We start from the raw sequence: 17,318 nt of genomic DNA, 5'->3' as shown, positions 1-17,318 counted from the left end.
GAGAGGTTTTTTTATTTAACTAGGAGGTTATAACAATGAGCGGAATTATAGCGACGTATTTAATCCATGATGATTCACATAACTTAGAAAAAAAGGCTGAGCAAATTGCACTTGGTTTAACAATTGGCTCTTGGACTCATTTGCCACAATTATTGCAAGAACAATTAAAGCAACATAAAGGCAACGTCATTCATATTGAGGAATTAGCTGAACATGAACATACGAATTCGTATTTACGTAAAAAAGTAAAACGCGGAATTATTAAAATCGAATATCCGTTATTAAACTTCAGTCCAGATTTACCAGCAATTTTAACGACTACATTTGGAAAGCTATCCCTTGATGGCGAAGTAAAATTAATTGACTTAACTTTTTCAGAAGAATTGAAAGAACATTTTCCTGGTCCAAAATTCGGGATAGATGGGATTCGAAACCTTTTACAAGTGCATGATCGTCCCCTTTTAATGAGTATTTTTAAAGGAATGATTGGACGAAATATTGGGTATTTAAAAACGCAATTACGTGATCAAGCAAGTGGTGGTGTAGATATAGTAAAAGATGATGAAATATTATTTGAAAATGCATTAACACCACTTACGAAACGCATTGTATCTGGAAAAGAAGTTTTACAATCCGTATATGAAACATACGGACATAAAACGTTATATGCCGTAAATTTAACAGGACGAACTTTTGATTTAAAAGAAAATGCGAAACGTGCAGTGCAAGCTGGAGCTGATATTCTATTATTTAACGTATTTGCTTACGGACTAGATGTACTGCAATCACTTGCAGAAGATGATGAAATCCCAGTTCCTATTATGGCACACCCTGCTGTAAGTGGTGCTTATTCAGCATCTAAGTTATATGGAATTTCATCTCCATTATTACTCGGAAAGCTACTACGCTATGCTGGGGCTGACTTTTCATTATTCCCATCTCCATACGGAAGTGTTGCGCTAGAAAAAGAGGAAGCTCTTGCTATCTCAAAATATTTAACTGAAGACGATGCATTTTTCAAGAAGAGCTTTTCTGTTCCATCTGCTGGTATTCACCCTGGTTTCGTTCCCTTTATTGTACGAGATTTCGGTAAAGATGTTGTTATTAATGCTGGCGGCGGGATACATGGACATCCAAATGGAGCGCAAGGCGGTGGTAAAGCTTTCCGTACTGCAATTGATGCTATTTTGCAAAATAAACCACTCCATGAAGTAGATGACATAAATTTGCATAGTGCACTACAAATATGGGGAAATCCCTCTCATGAGGTGAAATTATGAGTATTCAAGTATTTTGTGATTTCGATGGCACGATTACAAATAATGATAACATTATGTCCATTATGGAAAAATTCGCACCACCAGAAGCTGAAGAAGTAAAGAATAGAATTTTATCACAAGAGCTATCTATTCAAGAAGGTGTTTCTCAATTATTTCGATTAATACCTACTCATCTGCACGATGAAATTATTCAATTTTTAATAGAAACTGCTGAAATTCGTAATGGTTTTCATGAATTTATACAATTTGTAAATGAAAATAACATTTCTTTTTACGTTATATCAGGTGGAATGGATTTCTTCGTCTATCCACTCTTACAAGAACTCATTCCAAAAGAGCAAATTTACTGTAATGAAACAGATTTTTCAAATGAATACATTACGGTGAATTGGCCTCATCCTTGTGATCATCATTGTCAAAATCATTGCGGATTATGTAAATCATCACTCATCCGAAAATTAAGTGATACGAATGACTTCCATATTGTGATTGGAGATTCAATTACTGATTTACAAGCTGCGAAACAAGCAGATAAAGTATTTGCTCGTGACTTCCTTATTACAAAGTGTGAAGAGAATTATATTGCTTATACACCGTTTGAAACATTCCATGATATTCAAAATGAATTAAAACATTTGTTGGAGGTGAAATCATGAAACAACTTTTTCGTCAATGGTATGACTTAAGCGAGATAAAAAAAGAATTAACAACTCGAAATTGGTTCCCAGCAACAAGTGGTAATATTTCTATAAAAGTTAGTCATGAGCCACTTACTTTTCTCATTACAGCAAGCGGTAAAGATAAAACAAAAACCACTCCAGATGATTTTCTATTAGTAGATCATATAGGAGTTCCCGTTTTAGAGACTGAATTACGCCCTTCAGCAGAAACAATATTGCATACACATATTTATAACAATACGAATGCCGGGTGCGTACTTCATGTTCATACAACTGATAATAATGTCATCACAAATTTATATAGTGATGCAGTTACCCTTCAAAATCAAGAAATTATTAAAGCTCTCGATATTTGGGAAGAAGGGGCAACAATTCACATTCCTATTATCGAAAACCATGCCCATATCCCAACGCTTGGAGAAAACTTCCGAAAGCATATACAAGGTGATTCGGGAGCGGTATTAATCCGTAACCACGGTATTACCGTATGGGGCCGAGATAGCTTTGATGCAAAGAAGAGATTAGAAGCTTATGAGTTTTTATTCCAATTTCATATAAAACTATTATCAATTCAAGGAGGCGTTTCTAATGGCGCAAATTCATATTCATGAAGTAAATACTCGTATTGAAAATGAAGTGGAAGTATCTAAATTTCTACAAGAGGAAGGCGTTTTATATGAGAAATGGAATATTTCTAAACTTCCTACTCATTTAAATGAAAATTATTCTTTAACAGATGAAAACAAAGCTGAAATATTAGCTGTTTTTTCAAAAGAAATCGCTGATGTTTCAGCACGTCGAGGTTATAAAGCACATGATGTAATTTCACTTTCAAATAGCACACCTAACCTTGACGAATTATTAATTAATTTCCAAAAAGAACATCATCATACAGACGACGAAGTCCGCTTTATCGTCAGTGGTCATGGCATTTTCGCTATTGAAGGCAAAGATGGGAAATTCTTTGATGTTGAACTTGAGCCAGGCGATCTAATATCTGTTCCAGAAAATGCAAGACATTATTTTACCTTGCAAGATGATCGTCAAGTTGTAGCTATTCGTATTTTTGTAACAACTGAAGGCTGGGTTCCAATCTATTAAGGTAGTTAGTTGAATAAAAGGACTTGGATCCCCTTTTCCAAACTTTTATTCACTCTACATATATACATCCTCCTATGGAACAGGCTTATTTCACTTTTGAAATAAGCCTGATTTTTTATTTACTCAAAAGTACCATTTCATCACAAATTTAACGCCTTGATTTTTCAAGTGTATTTTTTGAACATTTATTGAACATTTATTGAAATTTTTCTGAAAATTCTGTTTTAAATGTGATATACTACAATTAACTAAGAAGGAAAATAATATCGCAAACAGAGGGGGATAATCATGAGCTTACTTATCGCACTTATACTTGGAGTTACATGTGGAGCATTTCCTGTTATTTTAGGAGCTATTATGGAAGAGTTAGAAATTGGTGTTTTAGGATTTGTCGCATCTTGTGTAAGCGCTTTATTATTTGGTTTATTCGGCGCTATTCCTGTTTCAATTCTGTGTGCTTTTTATATAATACGCCATGCTCGTACAAAACAATTTGGTCCTAATCACATCGCACAAATTATCCCATTCCCGGTTGAACGATGTCGCCGCGCTTCTAACTTATAATGACTAAATAAATAAAAGTCCTCAAATGAGGACTTTTATTTATTTTCTTCTAGAAATTGAAACAATTCTTGTAGATGTAGGGCATCTTCACCATAGCTAACAGATACATGAAATATACCGTCAATCTCAGCTTGCATATAAAGATCCACTCCATCACGATCATATTTCAATGCCAAATAAAACTCCATTTCTTCTAACATCTTTTTAGAGGTTCGAATTACATAATGCCCCTTCTCATCTCTTCCATATTCAAAGTCTGGTTCAAAATCATATTTTTGTTTAAAAGCTTCTTTTTGTTTTTCATTAATTTGCATACAAGTAGCTCGCTGTACAGTATCAATCATCTCATCAAACTTTTGAAGGTCCACCTCGTTTACCCCCTTATATATTTTTTATATAATACTTGTGTTCCACTATTTTCTTCGCCATCCTTAATTAACTCTTCATACAATTCTTTCGCCAAACTTAAGCCTGGGACTGGTAATTGTAATTTTTCTGCTTCCTCTAAAGCAATTTTCATATCTTTCATAAAATGCTTTACATAAAATCCTGGCTCAAAGTCTCCTTTTAACATTCGAGGAGCTAAATTACTTAATGACCAACTACCTGCTGCCCCTGTTGAAATACTCTCTAACACTTTATCTGGATTCAATCCAGCCTTCTTCGCGTAAGCAACAGCCTCACATACTCCAATCATATTGGAAGCAATCGCAATTTGATTGCACATTTTTGTATGTTGTCCACTCCCAGCTGGTCCTTGTAATTGAATGTTTGTTCCTAACTTTTCAAGTAAAGGTAAGCATCTATCATATATTTCTTTCTCTCCACCTACCATAATTGCGAGTTTTGCTTCTTTCGCACCAACATCTCCTCCTGAGACAGGTGCATCTAACGTATATATATTTTTGCTTTTTGCAACTTCATTAATACGTTTTGCTAAAGTAGGTGTAGATGTCGTAAAGTCAATTGCTATCGTACCTTCTTTTGCATGTTCTATAATTCCTTCTATACCAAAATACACTTCTTCTACATCATGTGGATATCCAACCATTGTCATTACAATATCAACTTGCTTCACTAACTCTTTTGGCGTATCACACCATTGTGCACCATCTTGCACTAAAGAATCTGTTTTTGCTTTCGTTCTATTATATACATATACTTTATGACCATCTTGCATTAAGTGATAAACCATACTTTTTCCCATTACGCCAATACCAATGAAACCTATTGATAAAGTTTTATGTTCCATTTTCTCATCCCCTTTGTTCTAATAAATCATTTACCATCTTTCGGAACTCTTTATTAAAGTCATCATCCATACTATTTTTTACATTTGAAAATAACATAACAAAAATTCCTTTTTCTTTATTAAAATTATTGAAAGTGTTCCAACCAGATAATACACCATGATTATGAAAATAATCTGGATATATATAAAAACTAAATGCATATTTCCGTTCTGCTGAAGGCGAAAACATTGCTTGTATACTTTGTTCAGAAAGAAGTTTTCCATTTATAATTGCTTCGTCTAACTTCTTCATATCTCCAACTGTCGTATACATCTCACCACAACCATATAGCCAATCCATGCCTAACTTCTGCGCTGGTACAAGCTCTTGATTTTTTTTCACATAACCCTTTGTAAAATTTTTATCTCCAGGTACCATATTTCCCATACCGGATTCATGCATATCTGCTTTTACAAATATGTTTTCTTTTATGTAATCTCCTAAAGGTTTTTTCGAGATATGTTCTATTATATAAGCAAGAACCATATAATTATAATCTGTATATCTCCAACCTGTTCCTGCAGGAAATTCTAAATTTTGACGTCCAATCCAATTAATTAACTGTAAACGGGAAGCAGCATTCACATTTCCTTTCGCATGTTCAGGTAAACCAGAGGTATGGGTTAATAAATGATATAGCGTAATATTTTTATTCTCCGGAAATGAAGGAATATATTTATTTACATTATCTTGAATATTCAATTTACCTTGTTCTTGCAACTGTAAAATAGATGTGGCAACAACTGTTTTCGTAATAGAACCAATACGATATTTTGTTTGAGGCGTATTTTCTATTTTATTTTGAACATCAGCATACCCATATCCTTTATTCAATATAACACGCTCTTTATCTGTTACCAAAACTGTTCCATTAAATTGCTTTCCGACTAAATATTGATCTAATTTTTGAGATATGCTAGCATAATCAATTTGTTGCTCTTCTTTTTCTTCTATATTCCCTTGTACTTCTGATTCAATAGTAGGATTCACTTTAGTTGTTAATACAGTGTTTTCCTTTATATTGGGGCTAACAAGAAAATAGTATACTCCGCCGCCAACTATAGCAGACAGTGAAGCCATCACCATTACTTTTTTTATCATATTGATCCTCCATAATTCCTTCGCTAAAAATTGTCCCCCTATTCTATTATCAAACAATAAAAAAAAATCGCAACAATTTGTTGCGAAAAATTACATTTTTTCTTTTCTATACACACATACTTGATTCTTCCCATTTTTTTTCGCTTCATATAATGCAATGTCCGCTCGTTGCATTAATTCTTCTCTTGTAGTTCCTTGTTCATATAACGCAACTCCAAAGCTAGCTGTTAGCTTCGAAATTCCAGTGAATTGCTTTGTTTCAATGAAGAATCGTAATGACTCCGCAACTTGAAATGCTTCCTTTTCTACTGTATTTGTCACTAATATAATGAATTCTTCTCCTCCCCATCTTGCAAATACATGTTGTTGCTCCACTTTAGATTTCATAAGCTCTGCAAGTTGTATTAATGCCAAATCACCAAAATCATGACCATATGTGTCATTAACCGTTTTAAAATTATCTATATCAAATAAAATGATAGCTATTTTCTCATCACTACGTATTACCTTTTCCCACTCTACCTCTAGTATTTGTTGAAACTTTAAACGATTATAAATCTCTGTCAATGAATCTACCATAGCAAGTCTTTCTTGCTCTTGATAGATTTCATCTAATTCTGTAATTTCCGTGCACTTTACAATAAATCTTGATAAATCTTCTGGCAATGGTGTCGCACGTAATAAAAAAGTGGATACTACCCCTTCATAATTTAGCATCTTAATTCTTCTACCACTTGATAAAGTATCGTCTAACCATGTTATATCATGCGTCGTCGAATAGTATCCACTTTCTCTAATAAAATGTTCAGCAAATACTAAATGTTGCTCACGATAGGCAAACAGATTTTCATATCCAAAAAAAGCTAAAAAATTTGTATTACAATCAACAATCTCATCATCTTCTACTATAAATAATAGATCATTTTGAAAATCAAACATCGTTTGAAGCAATTCCTGCTGCAAACCGACTTGCCTTACTAAAGAAAGTTGATACAAACTCTTATTCACTTCCTCTAACACTGCTTGCGGAGTTACAGGAGCTATTACAATATTACGTATTCCTAATGCAAGTACATCTGTGAATTCTTTTGTTATTTGTTGATCCCAAATGACAATGAATGTACTGTGCGGAGTATACATATTCTTTATATATTTTATTTGAGAATAATCTGTTACATACGTAATGATAATGTGTGGTTTCGTTCTTTGAAATAATAGTTCGCCCTCTTCAAAACTATTTGCTATAAACATACATTTTGGATGGATATTTTCTACCGTTTGTTGATGCTTACATCCATTTTCTATATAAAGGACATTTAACTGCAGATCTTGTAACACATTTTGGAAAACCGTATTCTCTAATAAAAAATGTAGTATGTTCATCACTAGTCTTCACTCACTTCATATATCTTGTTCTACTGAATTCCTCACAAACTTTTTTAAAAGACTGTTCTCCAATAAACTTTAATTTGTGAGAGATACATATTAACAAGCTAATTGAGAATGTTATCTTCGCTTTTCACTCTATAAATTCCTTTTTTAGTGTATGATTGTAGGAATTGTATCGTTTGTATGAATGCCCTAGCTTATTTTTAAAACTTGACAATTAAAATAAAGATATTATATTCTTAAATTCGATAACTTACAAAATGTAAGTAGTGTATATTATTTTTTTGAAAATAATTCGATATACAATTTGGAGGATATACAATGACAAACGACAACTTTTTTAATGTTCTATATGAACGCACATCTACACGTGCATTCAACCCAAATAAAGAAATCTCATCTACAGAATTACATGAGATTTTAAAAGCCGCAGCACAAGCACCTTCCGCTTGGAACTTGCAACACTGGAAATTCCTCGTTTTTCAAGGTGAAGATGTACAAAAACGATTACACCCAATAGCTTATAACCAACAACAAATTCTTGATGCTTCTGCAGTAGTCGCTATTTTAGGTGATTTAGAAGCTTATAAAAATGTTGAGCCAGTATATGGTCCAATTGTAGAACAAGGATTTATGAAAGAAGAAGCAAAAGAACGCTTAGCTAAAAATATTGAATCTGCATATGCTCGTGAACAATTCCCAAGAGATGCTGCCTTTTCAAATGCATCTTTAGCAGCAATGCAACTTATGCTTGCAGCTAAAGCAACTGGTTGGGATACTTGTGCTATTGGTGGCTTCAATCCACAAGCACTGACAGACGAATTTAACGTTTCATCTCGTTACGTTCCAATTATGCTTATTACAATTGGTGAATCAACTTTAAAAGGCCACCCTGCACCTCGTATGAGCGTAGAGCAAGTGAGTGAGTGGGCAAAATAATAAAAAACGAAGGTAACTACATTGCCTTCGTTTTTTTATTTCCTGTCATACTTTTGTAATATTACTACAAATCATTCGACATTTATACTTATGGAAAAGTATATTCTATTCCCTTATCATAAATAAACTTGACGTTTTGTGTCGAATTTTGTTTAGGTGTTGAAATATACCCGTGTATTTTTGTTACAATTATGATACAATGATAACAAATAGATAACAAGAGAGGGATTTTCATTGAGTTCATACGGAAGCTTTATCGCACTTTTATGTTACATAGTAACTGTACTGCTTCTATATTTTATTGGTGATGCCGCAAACATCTCCATTTTACAATTCCCAAAAGAAGAAGCATTCCAATTAGAATCAGAAAAACATACTGCACGATCCATTGTACCACTACTCCTAGCTCTTCCTGTATATATCATCGTTTTATATAAAAGTAAAAAAGTGTAAAGGCTACCTATTTCATTTATTTCGGTGGTTTTTACATTTTTTTGTTATATTTCCCCTATTTTAAACATCATTCCATACTAAACACCCAGCTAGTCATTTAAAATGAGAAAATCCCCTAGAAAAAATTCCACTCTCTGTCCAGTCACTCACTACCGAACTTACATAGATTATAAGTGTGAAGGGGGTGATGAGGATTATGTTTGGATCATTTGGATGCTGTGATAACTTTAGAGACTGTCATCATCATGAAAGAGAGTGCAGACATCATGAGAAAGAGAAAGAGAGAGAAGTAGTTAGACCACAACAACCAGCTGTATGTAACGTACTTGCTAGCATTTCAGTTGGAACAGAACTTTCTCTTTTAAGCATTAGAGGTAATGGCACTTTCAACAATGTAATTTTTGAAGGTTTCGCTAACGGTGTTGCTCTTTTCTCTGCTTTAGCTCGTAATAACAAAGACGACAAAGATAACAATAAAGACGATAAGAACAATCAAAATCGAAATACTTTTACTGGTATTTTACGTGTATGCCCAACTGATATCGTTGCTATCGCTATCTAATTCCGTTCCTTATCCTCTATAGTAAGAAAATAAGATTTATTTTTCTCATAGAAAAAACCTGAGACCGATTTCAAATCGACTCAGGTTTTTTTATTGGTTATATGCTTTTAACTAGTTCAACAACTTCTTCAGCAGTTGACATCATTAATGCTTTTTCTGCTAATGTTTCCATTTCTGCTTTTGACAACTTGCTTAGTTGTGTTCTTGCAGGAAGAATAGATGTTGCACTCATACTGAACTCATCTAAACCTAATCCTAATAATAATGGGATAGCAAGTGAATCGCCTGCCATCTCACCACACATACCAGCCCATTTGCCTTCTTTATGAGCAGCATCGATAACCATTTTTACAAGACGTAAAATAGATGGGTTATATGGTTGGTATAAGTATGATACTTGTTCGTTCATACGGTCTGCAGCCATTGTGTATTGGATTAAATCATTTGTTCCGATAGAGAAGAAGTCAACTTCTTTCGCGAATTGATCTGCTAATACAGCTGAAGCTGGGATTTCAACCATCATACCAACTTCAATAGAATCAGAAACAGTTGTACCCGCTTCTACAAGTTTCGCTTTCTCTTCTAATAAAATTGCTTTTGCTTGACGGAACTCATCAAGAGTTGCAATCATTGGGAACATAATTTTTAAGTTACCGTATACGCTAGCACGAAGTAATGCACGAAGTTGTGTACGGAACACATCTTGCTCATCAAGACATAAGCGAATTGCACGGTATCCTAAGAATGGGTTCATTTCTTTTGGTAAATGTAAGTATGGAAGCTCTTTATCTCCACCGATGTCAAGTGTACGAACAACGACTGGTTGACCTTCTTTTACACCTTCAAGAACTGCTTTATACGCTTCGAACTGCTCTTCTTCTGTTGGAAGATTGTCACGACCCATGTATAAGAATTCTGTACGGTATAAGCCAACGCCTTCTCCGCCATTATCGATAATACCTTGTACATCATTTGGTGTTCCGATATTTGCAACAAGCTCAACGTGATGTCCATCACTTGTTACAGTAGCTTGGTCTTTTAATTTTGCCCATTCAGTTTTTTGCTCTTCAAATTTCGCTTTCTTTTCTTCAAACGAACGAAGAGTTTCTTCTGATGGGTTTACAATTACTTCTCCATCTAAACCGTCAATGATAACGATATCGCCGTTTTGGATTTTCTCCATAACAACTTTCGTACCAACAACAGCTGGAATTTCCATAGAACGAGCCATAATTGCAGAGTGAGATGTACGTCCACCGATATCAGTAGTGAAACCTTTTGCATACTTACGGTTTAACTGAGCTGTATCAGATGGTGTTAAATCTTCAGCAATAATGATTACCTCTTCAGAAATTGTACCAGGATTTGAGAAGTTAATTCCTAGTAAATGTGCAAGAACGCGTTTTGTTACGTCACGAATGTCCGCAGCACGTTCTTTCATATATTCATTATCCATGTTTTCAAACATAGAAATAAACATTGATGCAACTTCATCCATTGCAAATTCAGCATTTACTTTTTCGCTATTTACTTTATCTTTTACTGGGTTTACTAGTTCTGGATCATTTAACACTAATAAATGTGCTTCAAAGATCGCAGCTTTGTCAGCACCTAGCTCAGCAAATGCGTGGTCCTTAATAGCTTCTAATTCAGTTTTTGCTTTCTCAAGCGCAGCGTCTAAGCGTGCAATTTCTGCAGCTTCGTTTGTAATTGATTTCTTTTCGATGTTAAATTCAGGATTTTCAAGTCTGAAAGCCTTTGCAATAGCAATCCCACTTGATGCAGCGATCCCTTGAATGTTAAGAGTCATTATTCTCCTAATCCTTCGTTTTTCATAGTTTCTTCGATAGCTGCTAGTGCTTGAGCTGCATCATCACCATTTGCAGTGATTTTAATTTCTGCGTTTTGTTGAATGCCTAAAGACATAACGCCCATGATTGATTTTAAGTTAACGTTCTTTCCGTTATACTCTAAGTTAATATCAGAACCGAATTTGCTTGCAGTGTTTACAAGTAGAGTTGCTGGACGAGCATGAATTCCTGAGTCGCTAGTTACTTTAAAGATTTTTTCCATGATTATTTATCTCCTTTAAATTACAGTTTTTTTTAGTTGTATAGACGTGAGTACTACATCATCTATTGTATATAATAGGCGATGTTCGGTCAACCACATCGCCTATTATAATTATAAACATTTTGCGTCAAATTCCTACTGAATGTCAATAATAGCGGTTTCACCCTTCTTAACATTTCCATCTTTTTTCAATTCGACTTGTTGCCCTTGTTGTAAGTTTGTAAATACAATTGGTGTAATGATAGATGGTGCATTTTCTTTTACAAATGCAAGATCTACTTTTAATAATGGTTGGCCTTGCTTCACTTTATCACCTTGTGCTACAAGTGCCTCGAATCCTTCACCATTTAATTTTACAGTATCAATACCAAAGTGGATTAAAATTTCTTTTCCGCCTTCAGATTGAATACCAATCGCATGTTTTGTAGGGAATACATTGACAATTTCACCGTTAACTGGAGAAACTACTGTTCCTTCAGTTGGCTCAATTGCAAATCCGTCTCCCATCATTTTTCCTGAGAATACTTGGTCAGGCACTTCTGTAATTGGTAAGATTTTCCCTTCGATTGGTGATACAATTGTTTCATTTTCATCAACTTTTTGAGGAGTTTCTTCCACTTTTACAGGTTCTTCTTTTTCAACATGAGGTGTACGACCTGACATTATATCATGAATTTGTGATTTTAACGTGTCAGATTTCGGTCCGAAAATAGCTTGAATGTTATTTCCAACTTCAAGTACACCAGCTGCTCCAAGTTCTTTTAAGCGGTCTTTGTTTACATTCTTTTGTTCGTTAACTTGAACACGTAAACGAGTAATACAAGCATCTAAAGAAGCAATGTTTTCTTTACCACCAAGTGCTACTAATACTTCACGAGGAAGTTCGCCTGCTTCTGTTTTTCCTGCACCGTCATTCGCATTTGCCTCTTCACGACCAGGTGTTTTTAGATTCCATTTACGGATTGCAAAGCGGAATCCGAAGTAGTAAATAACTGCTAGTACAAGACCAACAATAATTACCCACCACCATGCTGTACGGCCTGGTAATACACCGAATAATAGGAAGTCAATTAAACCACCAGAGAATGTCATACCAATTTTAACACCTAAAATTTGCATTGTCATAAATGATAGACCAGCAAATACAGCGTGAATTCCGAATAATACTGGCGCTACGAATAAGAATGAAAATTCAAGTGGCTCTGTAATACCTGTTAAGAAAGATGTTAATGCTGCAGAACCTAAAATACCTGCTGCTAATTTTTTATTTTCTGGACGTGCTTCATGGTACATTGCTAAAGCTGCTGCTGGAAGACCGAACATCATGAACGGATACTTACCAGTTGTAAATGTACCTGCTGTTAATTCTACACCGTCTTTTAACTGTGCCATAAAGATTTTTTGGTCACCACGGATTAATTCGCCAGCTGCATTTGTATACTGACCGAATTCGAACCAGAACGGTGAATAGAAAATGTGATGTAATCCAAATGGAATTAATGAACGTTCAATTAAACCGAATATAAATGCTGCGATTGTTCTATTTGCATCAATCATTTGATGTGAGAACGTGTTTAAGCCACCTTGAATGTATGGCCAAACGAAGCACATGATAATACCTACTATTAAAGAGAATGTTGCAGTTGCGATCGGTACGAAACGCTTACCTGCAAAGAAACCTAAGTATGATGGTAATTCAATGTTGAAGTATTTATTATAGCAATATGCCGCTACTATACCTACGATAATACCACCAAATACCCCTGTTTGTAGCGTTGGAATACCTAATACGTTTGCATACGCTGGATCTGTAAATCCAATTTTTACTGGGTCTGCTCCAGAACTTGTCACTTTCACTAGCTTATCTACTTCTAAGAACACACTCATCGTTTTGTTCATAATTAAGTAGCCGACGAATGCTGCTAAACCAGCTACTCCGTCTCCACCAGCTAAACCAATTGCTACCCCAACTGCGAATAATAATGCAAGGTTAGCGAAAATAATATCACCAGATTGTTCCATAATTTTTGCAACCATTACGAACCAATCTGCTTTTAAAGCAGGAATAACATTTGTTAACTGTGGATTTTGAAATGCATTACCAAATCCAAGTAAAATACCTGCCGCCGGTAAAATCGCTACTGGAAGCATTAACGCTTTTCCGACTTTTTGAAGAACACCAAAGATCTTCTTAAACATGGAAACCCTTCCTCTCTTATCTATATTGATACCTTCCGACAAACGCCAAAAAGACATGAGGAAAAAAAGATAGAACGATAGCTATACAAAGGGTAGTATATCCCTTTCTCTAGCTTACATTCCTTACTTTTCTCCACTCATGCCTGATCGAATCAGTAACACGTGTCAAAAATAGGTTTACGTATAAGTTCACTATAATTAAGGCAAACGTTTTCGTTACTCACCTTAATGTGTTTGTCGAAATTTGTATAACTTTGCAATAGTTATTATACATAACTATTGTAAGCGATTCAATCATTTTTTTTAACGTTTTCATTTTAGACAAAAATATATGACTTATTACACATGCTCTGCCTTGACTAAGCGTTGCAAGTGCATCGTTAAATAAATACTTTCAGCTTCATATACAGGTAGTTGCAACTCTTTTTGCATGACTTTAACTAACTTCCAAGCTACGTTATAGCAAACTGGATACTCCGCCTTTAATAAATCAGCAAAACTTTGCGATTCTTCTACTTTTTCTCCTTTTTTCACCCTCTCAATAGCATATTGAAGATGACGAATAAGGCGTAAATAATGAATGCTCTCTTGATCTAATGTAATTTCTAAGTTTGTCTCAATTAAAGATACAAGTTGTGCAATCAGACGGGAGTTTTGATTAACTGAAGATAAATCAGAATTTGTAAGCGAACTGTAAATGTGAAGTGCAATAAAACCAATTTCTCCTTCTGGCAATGTAATTTGCAAACGAGAATTTAAAAGTTCTACAACACCTTCCGCAATTTCATATTCCTCTGGATAGAGCATTTTTGTTTCAACTAAAAAAGGATTATCAATTGTAAGTCCTTGTTTTAACCTTTTAATTGCAAATGAAATATGATCTGTTAACGCAATATGAATATGTTCATTTAGTGGAGATTTCGCTTTTTCTTGAATGTACAGCATAATATCGTTCATCAATTCAATTAATTTTTCACTAACATGCGGCACTAATAATTTATATTGTTCACGATCACGTTCATTTTTTAAGACAAACATTTTTTCGATTTGTTCTTGCTCCAATACATCTTTCGCTTTTTTCCCAAATCCAATTCCTTTACCAATCACTACTACTTCCTCGTGTTCAGGATGGCTAGCAATGATGACATTATTATTTAAAACTTTTTTAATTTCTAGATAATTATTCATATAACACCACCCTCGTACTTAAATAGCCTACTTTTATGTTACAGAATATTCTTCTTTGTCGTCAATGTAAAACATCTACCATTTAATAAAAATTCATTTTTTAGACATGTTTATATATGATGCGTATAATGTAAGAGCAACTGTACATAGAAAGGAGATAACAGCATGATTAAAATGTTTGTAAGTGATATCGATGGTACAATGATGCAACACGGAGGTCTTATTGATGAACAAGATGTTGCGGCACTACGCAGCCTCGCCGAGCAAAATGTTATTCTTTGCTTCGCTTCCGGAAGACTTGATAATGAAATTGCAGACTTAATGAAAGCTGTAAATACAAATTTTCATCGTATTAGTGTAAATGGTGTTTTTGTATATACACATGAAAATAAACAACTATTATCTGCAACTTTCGATTCCAGCATACTTCCCGATTTGTTAGCTATGACGAATGAAAATCCTTATTTCCGTTATGTAAGTGATGAGCATAATTATTACATTGAAGAGAAAACACCTTTTATTCAAGAACTTGAACAACAAGTAACAATGACTTCTGTTGAAGAACCAAACTTACTACAGAAGATTGATGATACAATTTTCCCAAATAAAATTTCTGTCGGTGGAACAAAGGAGAGCTTACAACTCCTTCAAAAAAAAATTGATGAAAAATTCCACGGGAAAGTTAGTACTTTCATCTCAGCAGAACAATGTTTAGATGTAATGCCACCGAATGTTAGTAAAGGCTCTGCCATTTCTGTTTTATTAAATGAGTTTGAAATAAAACCTGAGGAAATTGCTTGTATAGGGGATTCTTACAATGATATTCCTATGTTTTCTTTAACTCCTCACAGTTTTGCTATGTCGCAAGCAGATGATGCAGTAAAAAAACACGCTCACTATGTAGTAAATCACGTCAAAGATGCTGTTAACCACGTAATTGCTCATAATAAAAATACGACTCATTCCTTATAAGGATGAGTCGTATTTTTATTTCTTTACATGTTATCCATTTTCATTTCGACTGTACTTCACAAACTGAAATATACTATTTGTTACGTGCGATATTCGTAATAAATTTATAACGATCTCCACGATAAATACATTTCACGTACTCTAGCGGTATCTCACCTTCTGAATATGACCATTGACGCATTACAAGTACAGGCGCCTTTTTAGGAATATGCAGATGTTCAGCTTCATTTTCCGTCGCAACAGAAGCTTCAATTGACTGAGTAGCGCTAACAAGTTTAAAGCCCAGTTTTTTCTCTAAATGTTCATATAAAGATTGTTGCAATATCTCTTCGTTAATATCTTTTACAAGAGCTGGCGACAAATATGTCGTCTCAAAAGCAATCGGTTCATCATCAGCTAAGCGAATACGCCTCACTTCATAAACCGATTCCCCCTCCTGTATTCTCAACCGGTCTGCTATTTTAGCAGTAGCTGGAACTAGGCGGAAACTAAGTAATTGACTACTTGGGTTCATTCCACGAGAAATCATATCTTCTGTGAATCCCGTCATTCCTTGCAATTTTTGTTCCACTTTCGGAAGTTGGACAAATGTTCCAATTCCACGCTTCCGATATAAATAGCCTTGTTCCACTAAATTATTAATCGCCTGTCTGATTGTCATACGACTCACTTCGAACTTATCACAAAGTTCATTCTCAGATGGGATTTTATCTCCCGGCTTCCATTCGCCGTCCTCAATTAGCTGTTTCACCCACTCTTGAATCTGATAATAGATCGGAAATGGTGAATACTTGTCGATGTTCATCAGCAATCGCCTCACTGCATAAAGATAGAGCTTCTTGATCTGCGATTACGGTTACATTCGGATGACGTTGTAAAACTGTAGCCGGACACTCTTCACTATATTCACCTTGCAATAATTCTTTAACAGCTTCTGCCTTTTTAGAACCCATAGCAACAAGTAGAACTTGTTTCGCTTTCATAATGCTTCCAATTCCCATTGTAATCGCATGAGTTGGCACATCTTCTTCTTTTTCGAAGAAGCGAAGGTTTGCTTGGCGTGTAGATTCTGTTAATTCAACAATGTTCGTTGGAGAATTAAACGGTGTTCCTGGCTCATTAAATCCGATGTGACCGTTTTCACCGATTCCAAGAATCTGTAGGTCAACTGGGTTAGCAGTTAGAATGCCCTCGTAACGTTTGCACTCTTCCTCTAAATCACTTGCCATCCCGTTTGGTACATAAGTTTGTTTAAATGGAAGATGATCAAACAACTGTTCTTGCATGAAATAGTGATAGCTGTTTTTATCTTCATGTGGTAAATTTACGTACTCATCTAAGTTTACAGTGGTTACACGGCTTGTATCAAGTTTATTTTTTCGCATTTCTGCATAAATACCTAATGGAGAGCTTCCTGTAGCCATTCCTAATGTTGGATTTTCTTTTGTTTTTACAACTTCTTCAATTAATTTATAACCTGCTTCGGCTAGTTCTTCTGGAGTTTTTACAACAAGAATATTCATTT

The 17,318-nt window shown here is 34.7% G+C and carries 19 protein-coding genes; 9 read left to right on the top strand and 10 right to left on the bottom strand.

The genetic code is table 11. The features are described from left to right. Positions 1–35: 35 nt before the first annotated feature. The 5 genes from mtnW (at position 36) to H6481_RS01970 (ending at position 3,625) form a co-directional block, all read left to right on the top strand. Positions 36–1,280: a 2,3-diketo-5-methylthiopentyl-1-phosphate enolase gene (gene mtnW / locus H6481_RS01990; protein ID WP_182810987.1), complete on the top strand. Its 1,245-nt coding sequence runs from the start codon at positions 36–38 to the stop codon at positions 1,278–1,280. Then, the gene (mtnX, locus tag H6481_RS01985) at positions 1,277–1,936 is read left to right on the top strand and encodes a 2-hydroxy-3-keto-5-methylthiopentenyl-1-phosphate phosphatase (RefSeq protein WP_065485100.1); all 660 of its coding nucleotides are present in this window, start codon (positions 1,277–1,279) and stop codon (positions 1,934–1,936) included. The genes mtnW and mtnX overlap by 4 nt, the downstream gene beginning before the upstream one ends. Next, positions 1,933–2,571 carry a methylthioribulose 1-phosphate dehydratase gene (locus H6481_RS01980; protein ID WP_182810985.1) on the top strand — a complete coding sequence of 213 codons (639 nt, stop codon included), beginning with the start codon at positions 1,933–1,935 and terminating at the stop codon, positions 2,569–2,571. The genes mtnX and H6481_RS01980 overlap by 4 nt, the downstream gene beginning before the upstream one ends. Continuing rightward, positions 2,549–3,061 (top strand): cupin domain-containing protein, encoded by a 513-nt coding sequence (locus H6481_RS01975; RefSeq protein ID WP_000057209.1) that lies wholly within the window; start codon positions 2,549–2,551, stop codon positions 3,059–3,061. Before H6481_RS01980 ends, H6481_RS01975 begins: the two co-directional genes overlap by 23 nt. Positions 3,062–3,349: 288 nt before the next feature. Further along, positions 3,350–3,625, top strand: coding sequence for a hypothetical protein (locus H6481_RS01970; protein WP_000054659.1), 276 nt, complete (start codon positions 3,350–3,352; stop codon positions 3,623–3,625). 35 nt (positions 3,626–3,660) lie between these two features. Here the strand turns inward: H6481_RS01970 and H6481_RS01965 are convergent, their stop codons facing one another. The 4 genes from H6481_RS01965 to H6481_RS01950 form a co-directional block, all read right to left on the bottom strand. Next, positions 3,661–3,993 (bottom strand): DUF3909 family protein, encoded by a 333-nt coding sequence (locus H6481_RS01965; protein ID WP_000365617.1) that lies wholly within the window; start codon positions 3,991–3,993, stop codon positions 3,661–3,663. Between the two features lie 5 nt (positions 3,994–3,998). Next, the gene (locus H6481_RS01960; protein ID WP_000400437.1) at positions 3,999–4,877 is read right to left on the bottom strand and encodes an NAD(P)-dependent oxidoreductase; all 879 of its coding nucleotides are present in this window, start codon (positions 4,875–4,877) and stop codon (positions 3,999–4,001) included. Positions 4,878–4,881: 4 nt separating this feature from the next. After that, positions 4,882–6,018, bottom strand: a complete 1,137-nt coding sequence (locus tag H6481_RS01955) for a serine hydrolase (protein ID WP_000592902.1) — start codon at positions 6,016–6,018, stop codon at positions 4,882–4,884. Between the two features lie 90 nt (positions 6,019–6,108). Next, positions 6,109–7,401, bottom strand: a complete 1,293-nt coding sequence (locus H6481_RS01950; protein WP_001023187.1) for a GGDEF domain-containing protein — start codon at positions 7,399–7,401, stop codon at positions 6,109–6,111. Between the two features lie 327 nt (positions 7,402–7,728). Here H6481_RS01950 and H6481_RS01945 point away from each other — a divergent pair, with 327 nt between their 5' ends. The 3 genes from H6481_RS01945 (at position 7,729) to H6481_RS01935 (ending at position 9,361) form a co-directional block, all read left to right on the top strand. Next, complete coding sequence (locus H6481_RS01945) at positions 7,729–8,346, top strand: nitroreductase family protein (RefSeq protein WP_000180387.1); 618 nt, start codon at positions 7,729–7,731, stop codon at positions 8,344–8,346. Positions 8,347–8,580: 234 nt separating this feature from the next. Continuing rightward, a complete protein-coding gene (locus H6481_RS01940; protein ID WP_000100485.1) occupies positions 8,581–8,799 on the top strand; it encodes a hypothetical protein in 219 nt (72 codons plus the stop codon). Between the two features lie 196 nt (positions 8,800–8,995). Further along, positions 8,996–9,361 carry a DUF3915 domain-containing protein gene (locus H6481_RS01935; RefSeq protein ID WP_000468017.1) on the top strand — a complete coding sequence of 122 codons (366 nt, stop codon included), beginning with the start codon at positions 8,996–8,998 and terminating at the stop codon, positions 9,359–9,361. Between the two features lie 97 nt (positions 9,362–9,458). Here the strand turns inward: H6481_RS01935 and ptsP are convergent, their stop codons facing one another. The 4 genes from ptsP to glcT form a co-directional block, all read right to left on the bottom strand. Continuing rightward, positions 9,459–11,171, bottom strand: a complete 1,713-nt coding sequence (gene ptsP / locus H6481_RS01930) for a phosphoenolpyruvate--protein phosphotransferase (RefSeq protein ID WP_000174216.1) — start codon at positions 11,169–11,171, stop codon at positions 9,459–9,461. Further along, positions 11,171–11,434 (bottom strand): phosphocarrier protein HPr, encoded by a 264-nt coding sequence (gene ptsH, locus H6481_RS01925; protein ID WP_000411080.1) that lies wholly within the window; start codon positions 11,432–11,434, stop codon positions 11,171–11,173. The genes ptsP and ptsH overlap by 1 nt, the downstream gene beginning before the upstream one ends. A gap of 135 nt (positions 11,435–11,569) precedes the next feature. Beyond that, positions 11,570–13,633, bottom strand: coding sequence for a PTS glucose transporter subunit IIABC (ptsG, locus tag H6481_RS01920; protein ID WP_000473191.1), 2,064 nt, complete (start codon positions 13,631–13,633; stop codon positions 11,570–11,572). 339 nt (positions 13,634–13,972) lie between these two features. Beyond that, on the bottom strand, positions 13,973–14,821 hold the full coding sequence (gene glcT, locus H6481_RS01915) for a ptsGHI operon transcription antiterminator GlcT (RefSeq protein ID WP_001067322.1): 849 nt from the start codon (positions 14,819–14,821) through the stop codon (positions 13,973–13,975). Between the two features lie 165 nt (positions 14,822–14,986). On the opposite strand from glcT, the gene H6481_RS01910 reads away from it, so the two are divergent. Next, a complete protein-coding gene (locus H6481_RS01910; protein ID WP_000594249.1) occupies positions 14,987–15,793 on the top strand; it encodes a Cof-type HAD-IIB family hydrolase in 807 nt (268 codons plus the stop codon). A 73-nt stretch (positions 15,794–15,866) separates the two neighbouring features. Here H6481_RS01910 and H6481_RS01905 read toward each other — a convergent pair whose 3' ends face one another. Both H6481_RS01905 and nagB read right to left on the bottom strand, forming a co-directional pair. Beyond that, on the bottom strand, positions 15,867–16,598 hold the full coding sequence (locus H6481_RS01905; RefSeq protein WP_014894892.1) for a GntR family transcriptional regulator: 732 nt from the start codon (positions 16,596–16,598) through the stop codon (positions 15,867–15,869). After that, the gene (gene nagB / locus H6481_RS01900; protein WP_001024208.1) at positions 16,528–17,316 is read right to left on the bottom strand and encodes a glucosamine-6-phosphate deaminase; all 789 of its coding nucleotides are present in this window, start codon (positions 17,314–17,316) and stop codon (positions 16,528–16,530) included. The genes H6481_RS01905 and nagB overlap by 71 nt, the downstream gene beginning before the upstream one ends. Positions 17,317–17,318: the final 2 nt, after the last annotated feature.

It is taken from the genome of Bacillus sp. ME78 (assembly GCF_903970865.1).
Lineage (GTDB): Bacteria > Bacillota > Bacilli > Bacillales > Bacillaceae_G > Bacillus_A > Bacillus_A cereus.
Note: the sequence above shows the minus strand (reverse complement) of the source record. Positions and strands in the feature narration are given on the sequence as shown.